This window comes from Paenibacillus glucanolyticus (assembly GCF_037333485.1).
Taxonomy (GTDB): domain Bacteria; phylum Bacillota; class Bacilli; order Paenibacillales; family Paenibacillaceae; genus Paenibacillus_AQ; species Paenibacillus_AQ glucanolyticus.
The window spans coordinates 6606948-6621081 of sequence record NZ_CP147845.1; the positions used below are offsets into that span (position 1 = coordinate 6606948).

The window sequence follows — 14134 nt, forward strand, 5'->3', positions numbered from 1 at the left end:
CCCAACGTTAAGATTTGGCCCGCTCTAGCACGGATCTTAGCTGTTCTTCATCGTAAGTATATTTCTCATTGCAAAAATGACAGGAAACCTCCGCCTTGCCATCCTCTTCAATCATCTGCTCAAGCTCTTCAAGTCCTAAGCTGATCAATGCGCGCTCAACCCGCTCCTGGGAGCAGTCGCAGCTGAAGATCACTGGCGTTTCCTCCAGAATGGTCACATCCGGAACAACCCGCTTTAGGATATCCTCGAGCTCCAGTCCTTCTTCCAGCAGCTCGGTAATCGGTGGAATCTTGCTTAACGCAAGCTCCAACTCCGTAATCTCCTCATCGGACACTCCAGGAAGGAGCTGAATGATGAAACCTCCGGCATTCGCCACGGTGTAATCCGGTGAAACCAGCACACCCAGACTTACCGCGGAATTGGTTTGCTCCGAAACGGCAAAATAATACGTAAAATCCTCGGCCAGCTCACCTGAAATGATCGGAACGCTGCCCCGATAAGGTTCCTTTAGGCCGAAATCCTTAATCACATCAATGTGGCCGGTGGTACCCACCGCTGCTGCAACGTCCATCTTGCCCGGACGAATGTTCGTTAGCTCGACATGCGGATTTTTGACATACCCGCGAACTTCTCCGTTGGCACTACTCTCGGCTGCAATCAGTCCGATCGGTCCATCGCCGCGTACTTGTATGCTAAGGCGTTCGTCTCCTTTCAGCATGGCTCCCATCATCGCAGCTGCTGACACGGTACGGCCCAAAGCGGCTGTGACGACAGGGAACGTATCATGTCTCCGGCGCAACTCTTCTACCAGTTCGGTTGTCCGAACGGCAAATGTCCGTACTTTTCCGTTTAGTGCAGTTCCCCGCAGCATACGGTCTTTTTGTTTATCCATCTTGAGGCCTCCTTGTCCTTCTTAGTTGTTATGTCCAACTGAAGTATAACGATTAATTCCGTTCATAAATAATGCGCAAGCCTTCAAGCGTTAAAAGCGGGGCAATCTCCTCAATGGATTCCGTCTCGCTTGCGATCAGCTCGGCCAATCCGCCGGTAGCAATAACCTTAACATTGTCCGTTCCCATCTCGGCTTTTATGCGTTTGACCAGACCATCGACCTGGCCTGCGTATCCATACACGATGCCGGCCTGCATGGCATGGACGGTGTTGCGTCCGATTACCTTTTTGGGCTTCTCGAGCTCGATGCGCGGGAGCTTGGAAGCACGCTGTACAAGGGCCTCCGTGGCAATCCCAATCCCGGGAACTATAGCACCGCCGAGGTAATTCCCATCCCGATCAATGCAGTCAAACGTCGTCGCCGTACCGAAATCCACTACAATCAGCGGCCCTCCGTACTGCTCGACGGCTGCCACAGCGTTGACGATTCGGTCAGCGCCCACCTCACGCGGATTTTCGTACCGCAGATTAAGCCCGGTTTTTATGCCCGGTCCCACGATAAGAGGGGCTTTGCCAATGTATTTATTACACATCTCCTCAACCACGCCTACAAGCGGAGGAACTACGGAAGACACAATAACCCCTTCTATTTGGCTTACCAATATATTCGACATTTGAAACAAATTGTGAATTAATACGCCGTATTCGTCCACGGTAGATTGACGCGCTGTACTGATCCGAAAATCATGCAGCAGCTTCTTGCCCTGGTATACCCCCAGCACAATATTGGTATTCCCTACATCTACAACCAGAATCAATCCACTGCTCCTCCTTTCTTCTCGTTAAGATCCAGGCTGATATCCAGGCTGTGAAAAGAATAAGTCAGCCGTCCAACGGAGATCACATCCACTCCGGTTTCGGCAATCCCGCGCACGGTCTCCAGCGTCACGTTTCCCGACGCCTCGACAAGCACATGAGGGGACCTGGCCTTGATTCTCCGAACAGACTCCGCCATCATGTCATGACTCATGTTATCGAGCATGATGATATCAGCGCCTGCCTCCAAAGCTTCATCCACCTGCACAAAACTCTCAGTCTCAACTTCTATGGTCATTGTATGTGGAATATTAGCCCTTGCCCGGCTCACCGCTTGCGCGATTCCGCCTGCACCCTTAATATGATTATCCTTGATCATGACGGCATCGTACAAGCCGAATCGATGATTCGCACCGCCACCGACCCGAACCGCATATTTCTCCAGCATACGGTGCCCCGGTGTTGTTTTGCGAGTATCCACCAGTCGGGTCGGTAATCCCTCCAGCATGTCAACAAAAGAACGTGTTCGGGTTGCTATGCCGGACAGCCGCTGAAGCAAATTCAAAGCGAGCCGCTCCCCTGTCAAAATACGATGCGTGCTTCCCTCCACTTCAGCGAGAATGGTACCCTTCTCCACCATGTCACCGTCACGGACAAATGCCGTAAACGTCAGGGAAGGATCGACCGTTTCGAATACGAGTTCTGCGGCAGGCATGCCCGCAACAACTCCTGCCTCCTTGGCATGAATAACAGCCTTGGATTCGTGACCCGGCTCAATCGTGGTAAGGGTTGTAATATCCCCTGATCCAATATCCTCTTGCAGCCATGTCCGAATGCTCTGGAGAAGGCCATCATGGTATCCGTTAAACATCATCGCTCAATTCCTCCGTCATCTCTTGATCCCGAGTATGCACAATATGCTTCTGCCATACGCTGTCGTTCCGATCCGGGAAATCCTCACGGTAGTGGGCTCCCCGGCTTTCTTCGCGACCCAGCGCGCCCTGAACCACGAGCAGGGATGCGGTGAGCATGTTGGCAAACTCGTATTCCTCACGTTTCGAGAGCAGCGCTTGGAACAATGGCAGCTGACGGCCAAGCTCTTCTGCAGCTCTTAATAGGGTATCCCGATTGCGGCGAAGCCCTGCATATCGTACCATCACTTTTTGAAGTTTCAAGCGTTTTTCAACTATCGCTTGTGACGGGGCATCCTTACGTCCAAGCTGAAATGATACATGAAGGGGCCCTTCTGATGGTTCAGGGAGCTTCTGAATACGTTCCACAATGCGACTGCCGTATACAACCGCTTCCGAAAGCGAGTTGCTTGCCAACCGGTTCGCTCCATGAACGCCAGTAGACGAAACCTCCCCGCAAGCGAACAAGCGCTTCACGCTGCTCTCTCCGTGCAAATTGGTCTTGATGCCCCCCATCATATAATGCGCAGCCGGGGAGACCGGAATCCAATCTGACGATAAATCAAGTCCATACTGCATGCATGTTTCATAAATCGTCGGGAACCGATGTTTGACCATCTCTGGTGACTCATGGGTAATGTCCAGATACACAAAGGTAGACCGCGTCGCTTCCATCTCGCTGACAATGGCCCGGGCAACAATATCCCGGGGGGCCAGCTCCAGCAAGTCATGGTACTTTGGCATGAACCGTTCCCCTTTGATATTACGAAGAACAGCGCCCTCGCCACGAACCGCCTCGGAGATCAGAAACCGTGGTGCACCCGGATAGCTAAGTGCCGTGGGATGGAACTGAATGAATTCCATATCCCTGATGTCCGCACCTGCCCGGTAAGCCATAGCAACACCGTCGGCTGTCGCAACCTCCGGGTTGGTTGTATACCTGTACAGCTGGCCGGCGCCTCCTGAGCACATAATGGTCGCCCGCCCACGTACAAAAACCCGCCTGCCATCCGGCATCTGTACCAATGCACCGTGACATTCCCCTTGCTCCGTGACCAGATCAATGACAAAATGATCGTCCCATACTTCTATATTGTGAAGCATTTCAACCTGAATGGAAAGGGCACGCACAATTTCATATCCGGTAGCGTCCCCATTAGCATGAAGAATACGACGGTGACTGTGCGCACCTTCCTTGGTTAGCGCAAGCTCGCCATTCTCGACATCAAACATCGTCCCAAGACGAATCAGCTCCTGAACCCCAACCGGTCCCTCATTTACGAGGACATCCACCGCAGTAGATGAGCATAGTCCCGCCCCTGCCATCAGGGTATCCTGGCGATGGTAGACCGGAGAGTCATCTTCAGCTGTTACGGCAGCAATGCCGCCTTGAGCATAACGAGTGTTGCTCTCGAGCAGCGATTTCTTTGTAATCAGCAGCACCTTTTGAGTGGCACTTGCCATAATGGCCGTATATAAACCCGCAATGCCTGAACCGATGACAATGACATCCGTCTGGACGACCGGCAGATCGTTCAGTTCAAAATCAATCAAATACTGCGGTATCACGATGCCTCACCTGTCTTTTCACGAAAGAGTAGCGCATGCTACTTAACCTGTAACATGCGCTCTAATGAAGTTCTGGCTTTCTCTGCAACGACCGGAGGCACATAAATTTGCGGCTTCATCGTTTCCAGTGCTTTGACCAGCTTTTTGAGATTATTCACTTTCATATTGGGACAAACCAGGAATTTCGTGGCAAAATGGAACGATTTATCCGGGCTATCCAATCGAAGCTGATATCCTGTGCCATCCTCTGTACCTACAATAAACTCCTTGGCAGACGAATTTTTGCAATATTCCAGAATCGCAGTTGTGCTGCCTACAAAATCACCCATCGCAACGACCTCCGGACGGCATTCCGGATGCACCACAAACTCGGCACCAGGATGCTTGGCTCTCATCTCGACAACATCCTTAACGGTCAGCATATCATGCGTGTTGCAGTACCCTTCCCAGATGATCAGCTTCTTGTCGGTATGCTGCTGGACGTAGTGCCCTAAATTTTTATCAGGCACCCATATAATTTCATCTGAATCGACGGATTGAATCACCTTTACCGCATTGGATGAAGTACAGCAGATATCTGTTTCTGCTTTGATCTCAGCTGATGAATTGATGTAAGTTACCACTTTTGCATTCGGGTGCTGCGCTTTCAACTTCCGCAAGCCGTCAACGTTCACCATATCCGCCATCGGACAACCGGCACGCTCATCAGGAATAAGAACGGTTTTGCCCGGTGCCAGGATTTTAGCGCTCTCACCCATAAAGTGCACACCGCAGAATACGATAACCTCAGCATCGGTTTGTGCTGCTTTCTGCGCAAGCAAGAAGGAATCCCCGCGGAAATCAGCGACCTCCTGTATTTCATCCCGTTGATAATAATGAGCCAAAATAATTGCGTTACGTTCCTTCTTCAATTGCATTAACCGCTCACGCAGTTCACGGTTTTGCTCTGCCTTACGCTCCAGTGCCAAAGCTTCCATGATCGACCCTCTCCCTTTATGTAGTCCGGCTGTAAACCGCTTGATGACCATGTGACTTCCAGGATGGTTTATACCTTTGTGAAAGGATGCGCATCCTTATTTAACAACTAATGTACACGTTCGTTCTGTGCCCTGTCAATGTGATAGAAAGCACAAAAAGAACCGGAAAACGAATTATCGTTCTCCGGTTCTTCGATTTTATTCGGTATTCGATGTTTTATCAGCGAATATTACGTTAACCTGCTGTTTCCGTTGTCCGATCCATCTGGAGGATCCTTACGGTCCGAATCTTTAGGCTCCGGCTGTTGATCATTCGAATCCATCGGGTTGTTCGGAATTTCTTCCGTGGAAATCGGCTGATCTCCGTCTTCTTTCCCTTGGATGCGAACTTTCACGTCACCAATGTTGTCGATGATCGGTTCGCCGCTCTCGGAAGAACCTTCACCTTCTCCATTGCCATTGCCTTCAGCTGATCCAGTCTCAATGAGATTCTTGATTTGCTCAAGCTCCAGTGTTTCCATCTCAAGAAGCGTATTCGCAATCAGGTGAACTTCTTTGGAATGCTTGGTCAGAATCTCTTTAGACTTCTCGTAACAATCGTTGATGAACCGCTGCATTTCTTGATCGATCTCATAAGCGATTTGATCACTATAGTTCTGCTCGTGTCCGATATCGCGTCCCAGGAACACCTGTCCTTGGGATGTACCGAACTGCATCGGTCCAAGCTTCTCACTCATACCGTACTCCACAACCATGCTGCGGATAATGCCGGTTGCCTGCTGGAAGTCACTGTATGCTCCGGTACCGATTTCGCCAATGAACAACTCCTCGGCTACACGACCACCAAGCAAACCGGATACACGATCAAGCAATTCCTGTTTCGTCACGAGCATCCGATCTTCCTTCGGCATCATAATGACGTATCCACCAGCACGACCACGAGGGATAATCGTTACCTTATGAACGGTATCCGCATGCTCGAGGAAGTAACCTACAATGGTGTGACCCGCCTCGTGATAAGCTACGATACGTTTCTCGCGGTCACTGATCACGCGGCTGCGCTTCTCCGTACCCACGATCACACGGTCGATCGCTTCATCCACTTCTCGCATGGAGATATCCTTACGATTGCGGCGTGCCGCAAGCAAGGCTGCCTCATTGAGGAGATTCTCCAGATCGGCACCCGTAAATCCTGTCGTACGTTTAGCGATGATGTCCAATTTAACATCCTTCGTCAACGGCTTGTTGCGTGCATGGACTTTCAGCACAGCTTCACGGCCCTTCACATCTGGACGATCTACTGTAATCTGACGGTCAAAACGTCCCGGACGAAGAAGCGCCGGGTCCAAAATATCCGGTCGGTTCGTTGCAGCAACGATGATAATGCCTTCGTTTGCTCCGAAACCATCCATCTCGACCAGCAATTGGTTGAGTGTTTGCTCACGCTCGTCATGTCCGCCACCAAGACCGGCACCGCGCTGACGACCTACAGCATCAATCTCATCAATAAAGATAATACATGGAGCATTCTTCTTCGCATTCTCGAACAAGTCGCGCACCCGAGATGCGCCAACACCGACAAACATCTCAACAAAATCGGAACCGGAAATGCTGAAGAATGGCACTCCCGCTTCACCGGCAACAGCACGTGCCAGGAGTGTCTTACCGGTTCCCGGAGGACCGACAAGGAGAACACCCTTCGGAATACGAGCGCCTACCGTGTTAAACTTGCGCGGATCTTTCAAGAAGTCAACAACCTCAATAAGTTCCTGCTTCTCTTCATCTGCTCCGGCTACATCTTCAAATGTAATCCGTTTCTTCTCTTCATTATATAAGCGGGCTTTGCTCTTACCAAAGTTCATCACTTTGCCGCCGCCGCCCTGAGCCTGATTAAACAGGAAGAAGAACAGAACAAACATAATGATGAGCGGAATAAAGGATGAAAGTAATGTCAGCCAAATGCTTTGGCCTTCCATTGGCACCACGGTCAGTTTGACTTTGTTGCTGTCACTGGCTGCAGTCAGCTCTTGCATAGCTGCATCCGTAGCAGGAATATAGGTTGAGAAATTCTCCGATTTTTTCTCTTCGGTAATCTCCCTATACTTACCGGTCACCAGATAAGCGTAACCGTCAAATTGCACCGTCATTTCCTCTATGTTGTTAGCTTTGACTTCCTGCCGCAGCTCGTTATAACTAGGGGCATCGGCTTGCTCGCCGCCATTGGTGACAAATTGAACTATGCCCACCACGACCAAAAATAGAATCAAATAAAAACCAGAATTCCGGATGAACCGACTCATCCCCTACCTCCTCTCAAGACACATAAGATATTTTACCACAGCCTGTCTGGCCATCTCAACAAAGGGCCCTAATCTGTGGCAGCAGCCCATTGGCGCGGTTTAACTGCTGTAGATTTCCGGCTTCAAAATCCCGATGTAGGGGAGGTTCCGGTAATGCTCGGCATAATCGAGTCCATATCCGACAACAAAAGCGTCGGGCAGTACAAACCCGGTATAATCAGCCTGCAAATCCACCGTACGGCGTGCCGGTTTGTCAAACAGGGTAACTACGCACACCGAATTTGCCTTACGGCTCTTAAGCAGCTCAATCAAATGACTTAGCGTAAGGCCGCTGTCGATAATATCCTCCACAATCAGAACATCTCTTCCTTCAACGGACGCGTCCAAATCTTTAATGATTTTGACCACGCCAGAGGATTTCGTAGATGCCCCATAGCTGGAAACAGCCATGAAATCCAGCTCCAGAGGTACTGATATGGATTTAACCAAGTCGGCCATAAAAATAAACGCACCTTTAAGAACGCAAATTACTAGTGGATTGCGTCCCGCATATTCGGCGCTTAGCTTGGAACCGAGTTCCTTAATTTTTGCGTGAATCTCTTCTTCACTGATGAGTATTTCCTGAATGTCATTCTGCAACTTAAGTGGACCTCCTACGTTTATACTATGAAAGCGTGAAACGGGCCATTCTTCGTTTAACACTTGCCTTAAGCATCCGATAGCTCCATCCGGAGAATTCGTGATGTGTGCCGCCCGCAAGCGGCATGAACGGAACGTCGTACACCTGGAATCCACACGATGCTGCCGGAACTGTCACAAAGAATAGGAATCCGGGAACGGACAGACGGTGGAATTTTCTCATCAATGAGAATATCTTTCACCTTTTTGCTTCCGTTTAATCCCATGATCTTCATCTTGTCTCCCGGCTGTCTGTTACGTACGGTTAAAGGAAACTGCAGCCCATCCGCATCAAAATCCGCCACAAAGGGCGATGGTCTGGAGCCGCTCCGGCTTTCGCTTCCTGTCTTTAACGACAATTTCAGCATTTTTCCGATTTCCTTAACATACAGCTCTGAAACATCAGGAGAATCAAGAATGTATATGTACTGTCCCTGTTCTTCCGGAGGCTTAGGCCAGAACTGGACTTGGCCATACTCGCGAACACAGGTAATGCCGTCGCCCAGATCCAGACGCCAATTGCTTCGTTGATCGTTAAGAATCCCTTGGCGAACCGATTCAATCTTGACAAAATCGGTGTTTTCCTGATCTGAGGGCAGGTAATTTAATATTAGTTTAATCAAACGCCGTTGTAAAGCGACATGTAAGCCCAAAAAGGAAGGCGCGTCGAAAGCGAGCCTCCCATCGTTCTCCTGCACCATTCTCCGAAATTGCTTCGCAGCTTCACGCTCCACAAAATCATCCTCCTGCTGGACAATTTCGGCCAGCTGATTGAGTGAGGAGGAGAACTGCCCATTGTATTGTTCCAGGAAAGGCAATACTTCCAGACGAATCGCGTTGCGGCGGTACTTCGTCTGCAGATTGCTGTTATCTACCGCATACTGGAAACCGCACACCCGGCACAGCTCCACGATATCCGCTTTGTACATACGAAGGAACGGACGGATAAGTTCCACTTTTTTTTCCGTGCGCTTAAATTTAATTCCGGCAAGCCCGGGAAGACCGCTTCCCCGCAGAAGCCTCATCAATACCGTCTCGGCCTGATCGTCGGCATGATGAGCAAGAGCCACTGAGCGTGCATTGTATTTCTGTGCAGTTTGCAGCAGAAATTCATAGCGCTTCTCTCTAGCTGCCTCCTGTCCTCCCTTGCCGCTCTCTTCCATATAAGCAGGAATATCAATGAACGCTGTCTCTAAGGGGAGCCCCAGCCGCTCCGCCAACTCACGCACCATCTCTGCCTCTTGATCCGATTCAGTTCGAAAGCCATGATGCACATGGGCGCAGATCAGCCTAAGCGGCGTATGGTTCAGCGAAATTTCGTGCAGCACGTGCAGAAGCGCAACGGAATCGGGGCCGCCGGAAACAGCGACCACGATACCATCACCCTCCGACCACAGCTCAAACTCTGCGGCGGTTCGCTCCACGTTATGAACAAATGTCCGTAAATAATCCTGTTTCACTTGCAGATCCCCTTTATAACTCCCAGTGACAAGACGTTGCTTCATGAGCGGAAGAAGAAATAAACGGCACAGGCCATAATGACTAACGATAAGGCAAATGCGTTCCTCAGCCACCGAGGCGTACGCCCCGGAATAGGACGCGCGCTCTTGGCTGTGCCTTCATACATCCGTTTCTTCCACTCGTTCAACGCTTCCCGTGAATCCGCGAAATTTCCGCATAACGCCTTATTCAGCCAGACAGCGTATGGCTTGAACACAGGGTTTCTTCGCAGTATCAGCTGCAGATCTGCAACACTGCGGGTCTGGGGAAGCTGGCAAGATGCCTCCCTTAAGGATTTCTCATCCAGCAGGCCGATACACATCACGGCAAACGAGAACAAATCATAGGATACGTCGCCGGTTCGGCTTCCGGCATTCCAGTATCCCCGATCATACCATTCTGTAAACTGTTTTACGCTGCGCCCAAAGGAGCTGACGCCTCCGTAATCGATCAGCTCCACTCTTCCGTATGCCGAGACCATTACATTATCCGGCTTCAAATCCCCGAATGCATAGCCTGATGCATGCAGAACAGACAACTTCTCAAGCAGCTTCAATCCAATCAGACTTACCCACTCGGTGCCGCGTTTGCGAATAAACCGATGCAGCGGGCTCCCCTCAATGTAACGCATGACATAGAAGGACACCTCATGGCTGCCATCATGATGATCGTCCGCCTCCACAAGATACGGGTCCGGCATCTGTTCTTTCAACGCATTCAGCACATTAATTTCGGATTGAAGATCCAGAGCGTCATGACCTACTTTCAGAGCATAACGCCCGCGTACTCCTGCCCGATGGACCAGATACACCTTGCCGTTAGCCCCTTTGCCGAGCATACGTTCCACGATGTACCGGCTGTTCCGCCATTTACCGGTAATTACGGTTCCTGGCGGGTAACCCGGGTTAGACAACGTAGTCACCGAGCATCCCTTCCTCTTGGCTGGAATCACCCTGCCATGATTGATTACCTTCTAGTGTACCATATCGGTAAAATTCAATCACCTTTAACAGGGCAGGTCCTGTCGGCGTAGCCCCTTTCATCTGAAGTCGGCTGAACATCCCCCTCGCACCATCCAGATCCGAGGTCCAATCCACGTCCATGACCACATCTTCGCCGCTATGCTTGCCCGGAAAATGGAATACGGACAGCTTGCTTGAGCCTAAGCGCGCTTTCAGGCTCAGCATCAAGTCACGTATTGCCTCTTCAACAGCAGCCAGTTTAGGCTTCATGCTGGCACTTGCATCAATTAACAGCGCTACTTGAAGGGATGACGTCTCAGCCAGCTCATCCACCACTTCAACGACTTGTGAACGCTTGTCTGGCGGAAGCTCCTCCAATGACCCGCTCCCTAAAATATGCTGTATCTCTTTATTTACCGCTTGTTGGATCGTCTGAACCACCGTTTTCCGAGTCATCATCTGCATCGTCTGTGCCAGCTGCGGTGTGCCTACGATCCGGTGAATGCCTCCTCCCGCTTTGGCAATCTCCTTAATCTCCAGTCCCCCAAGCTCACCGATCGTCCCGTAATCAAGAACCCCCACCACGTTTACGACAATTCCGTCCTGCAGCGCATGGGCTGCGGCCAGTACCGGACTGGCCCCTACATTTGAGCATCCATCTGTAATCAGTAGAATTTGTTTCATAATTAAATAATCGCCTCCGTCTCATCCATTCCTATCGATTTGACTTCTATCTCTATCATTTCCACATTCAAGAGAGTTCAAACAGACCAATAGGAAGAATAGGCGGAAAAAGATTCAGGTCTTCTTAGGTTCCTCCATTTCCCGGGTAATCACATGTTTTACCTGAATCCGTCAGCTAACCGTTCGGGGCCGTTCCATTCGAGCAAATCCCGGCACATGCACATTGGACCACTCGGGATGAAAATGATCGACGCGTCCGACCACCACCGTCATATCATCATGAATCTGGTTCTGTTGATAACGAATGACTTTCTCTAACAAACAATCGGCAATTTCCTGCGGGTCTTCGCTGCTCACTTCCTGAATCAAGCGCTTCATCCACAGCTCCTTGTTAACGGCGTAACCAGGAGCATCATAGATTCCATCCGTCATCATAATCAGAACATCGCCTGCCTGAAGCTGTAATGATACCAGATCCACCTCGATATCCTGAATGATGCCAATCGGAAGATTGCTGGCCGATACCGGTATGACATCGTTGCCCCGTTTAATAAAGCTTGGGGTTGAGCCGATCTTCATAAAAGTGGTCTGAGCGGTATATTGATCGATTAGAGCCATATCAACCGTGGCATAAATTTCGTCCGGCGAGCGCAGCATCAGAATCGAGTTAACCGATTTAATCGCAAGTTTCTCATCCATCCCCGATTGAAGCAGCTGCTCCAATATATTGAGTGCCGAGCTGCTCTCGAGCCGCGCCCTTTCCCCGTTACCCATCCCATCGCTAAGCGCTACCGCAAACGTACCGTTGCCCAACTCGACCGTACTGAAGCTATCACCCGATAAAATATCTCCTCCCTTGGCTGCCGCCGCTACCCCCGTCATAATTTCAAACGTCTTGGCTGAACCAAAACGCACAGTCGCCAAACCATCCCTCGGATGGGTCAAGGTCTCTTCCATCACAGCGATGTGCTCCCCGATAATGTCAGACAGCAGAGGTCCAATAATCTTCCTGCATTCGTCATACCCTCGGGTATATGCATGAATAATCTCAATCTCAACCTGGCCGGAATCCAAACTGATGATGTCGATGCCTTGAATCGATAACCCGAGCTGCTGCAACGCTTCTCTGATCTGCTCCTCCTGTATGTGCATCGTTTGGCTCTCCCGCTTGATCTCCCGGGCCAAATCCTCCATCACCTGCGAAACCCCGGATAATTGTTCCGCTACCAGATGACGGCTATCGTATATTTGGCGTTTCCACTGCATATCATGTTGGTAGAGATGATACTGCTGCTTCAGTATGCCAAGCACTTCCTCCTTCTTGGCGCAGATCCGGCTCCATTCCGGCGGCAGATCCTTGGCTTCCAACTCCGGATTCTCCTCAATTGAGGTCATCATATCGGTCATATATTTATAAGTCTGGTAAAACTTCATATCCCAGCACTGATTCCGTTTATAGCATGTGGCACAGCTGCCTTCAGCCACGGCATTCATGAAATGGTTCATCTCCTCCGTTTGTCTGCCTGGAGGCTGCATGACCCCTGAGGTTTGTCCAAAACTTTGCGAGAGCTGGCGGAACACCTTGGAGAACTGCGTCACGCGATCCGCCGTAAGATCTCGAACCCGCTTCGCATATTCGTGCTGAGAACGAGTATGGTCCTGCGTACCCGGCACGTATTTGCCAATGGCCTGCATCACACTCTTCGGCGTGATCAGGAATAACACAATGGCAGCACAGGTTTCCCATGTCGATATCATCACTTCACCAGGATTGCTGAAATAAATGGAGAGAATGGTAGCTCCCAGAAGCATTCCCAGCGAAACACCGCCTTTCTTTCCTTCCTTCAGCATCCCGGCGAGCATCCCGGAAAATGCGAGCAGGCTCATTTGGGAGAATGCCGATATATTGGCAAGACTGAGGATTAATCCCGTCACTACGCCCACGGAGGCACCCAGCGGAGCTCCCCCCACTAGAGCAAACAGCAAAATCAGATACCGGGATAATACATGCTCCACCGACAGGGATTGGACTGTCCAGCCGACGGCCCCTGTCATGACCGACGCCAGCAGAATGATAATACATAGAATTTCCTCGTTTCGGAGGACATACGATTTTTTACGAAGCGTCAGCACCGGGATGGCCTGGATAAATACCAGCGTCAGAACAAAACTGAGCACGGCGTTCAGGGTAAGCATCATCATGGAGTACCAGGTAATGCTCGGCCCGATGAGGACACTGAAAAGGTTCACAAAGAAAGTGGAGACAAACACCATCAGCGGTGCATAAGACAGTTCCGCCCGTTCATAGGTCTCCAATCCCCGCATCATAAAATAAAAGATCAAGATCTCTGCCGGCACCATCCAAGCCACCGGAAAGGACGCAAATAAACTTCCTGCCACGATAGCCACGCCTACCGGGAGAAGATAATCGCGGCGCATAAAGGCAATGACTGCAAAATAAGCAACTGCAAACGGAGACAGCTCTCCCAGAATCATCGCTCGTCCAAGCAGGAAACCCATGAAGGTTAGCAAGATCATCCACTTCTTTGCGGCCAGGAAGTGGATGGGACGCTGCAGGAAAGACAGCTGCCCTAAACGTTCTGTTACACGGGCACGAATAGAACCCGCTCCCCCTTTAACTGCCTCAGTACCCGGAAACATCACCAGATTTCTTTTGTCCATTACGCTGGCACCCCATTCTTCACGAATTTGTTGGTCCCATTATAAAACCCCCATTCAGGAAAGTTTGTCAGAACACCGGACAAGCCCCAAAGAAATTTCCGACAAAATCGCCGTGCCTTGCGAACGTTCGGGAAAAGAGCGTTCATCCTACGCGCCCAGCGGTG

At 50.5% G+C, this 14134-nt stretch carries 11 protein-coding genes; all 11 read right to left on the reverse strand.

Features of this window, described 5'->3' with window-relative positions; translation table 11 throughout:
* Window positions 1-7 precede the first annotated feature (7 nt).
* A complete protein-coding gene (hslO, locus tag WDY75_RS30385) occupies window positions 8-892 on the reverse strand; it encodes an Hsp33 family molecular chaperone HslO (protein ID WP_063478232.1) in 885 nt (294 codons plus the stop codon).
* 52 nt (window positions 893-944) lie between these two features.
* Complete coding sequence (locus tag WDY75_RS30390; protein WP_006207446.1) at window positions 945-1709, reverse strand: type III pantothenate kinase; 765 nt, start codon at window positions 1707-1709, stop codon at window positions 945-947.
* Window positions 1706-2581, reverse strand: coding sequence for a carboxylating nicotinate-nucleotide diphosphorylase (gene nadC / locus WDY75_RS30395; protein ID WP_063478231.1), 876 nt, complete (start codon window positions 2579-2581; stop codon window positions 1706-1708). The genes WDY75_RS30390 and nadC overlap by 4 nt, the downstream gene beginning before the upstream one ends.
* The gene (gene nadB, locus WDY75_RS30400; RefSeq protein ID WP_006207444.1) at window positions 2571-4187 is read right to left on the reverse strand and encodes an L-aspartate oxidase; all 1617 of its coding nucleotides are present in this window, start codon (window positions 4185-4187) and stop codon (window positions 2571-2573) included. Before nadB ends, nadC begins: the two co-directional genes overlap by 11 nt.
* A gap of 38 nt (window positions 4188-4225) precedes the next feature.
* Entirely contained in the window at window positions 4226-5164 is a 939-nt protein-coding gene (nadA, locus tag WDY75_RS30405; RefSeq protein WP_006207443.1) for a quinolinate synthase NadA, read from the reverse strand.
* A 230-nt stretch (window positions 5165-5394) separates the two neighbouring features.
* Window positions 5395-7464 carry an ATP-dependent zinc metalloprotease FtsH gene (ftsH, locus tag WDY75_RS30410; RefSeq protein WP_006207442.1) on the reverse strand — a complete coding sequence of 690 codons (2070 nt, stop codon included), beginning with the start codon at window positions 7462-7464 and terminating at the stop codon, window positions 5395-5397.
* Window positions 7465-7563: 99 nt separating this feature from the next.
* Complete coding sequence (hpt, locus tag WDY75_RS30415; protein ID WP_006207441.1) at window positions 7564-8103, reverse strand: hypoxanthine phosphoribosyltransferase; 540 nt, start codon at window positions 8101-8103, stop codon at window positions 7564-7566.
* A 68-nt stretch (window positions 8104-8171) separates the two neighbouring features.
* A complete protein-coding gene (tilS, locus tag WDY75_RS30420; protein ID WP_063478230.1) occupies window positions 8172-9602 on the reverse strand; it encodes a tRNA lysidine(34) synthetase TilS in 1431 nt (476 codons plus the stop codon).
* Between the two features lie 41 nt (window positions 9603-9643).
* Entirely contained in the window at window positions 9644-10564 is a 921-nt protein-coding gene (locus tag WDY75_RS30425; RefSeq protein WP_006207438.1) for a serine/threonine protein kinase, read from the reverse strand.
* A complete protein-coding gene (locus WDY75_RS30430; protein WP_006207437.1) occupies window positions 10548-11288 on the reverse strand; it encodes a hypothetical protein in 741 nt (246 codons plus the stop codon). The genes WDY75_RS30425 and WDY75_RS30430 overlap by 17 nt, the downstream gene beginning before the upstream one ends.
* 171 nt (window positions 11289-11459) lie before the next feature.
* A complete protein-coding gene (spoIIE, locus tag WDY75_RS30435; protein WP_063478229.1) occupies window positions 11460-13970 on the reverse strand; it encodes a stage II sporulation protein E in 2511 nt (836 codons plus the stop codon).
* Window positions 13971-14134 lie beyond the last annotated feature (164 nt).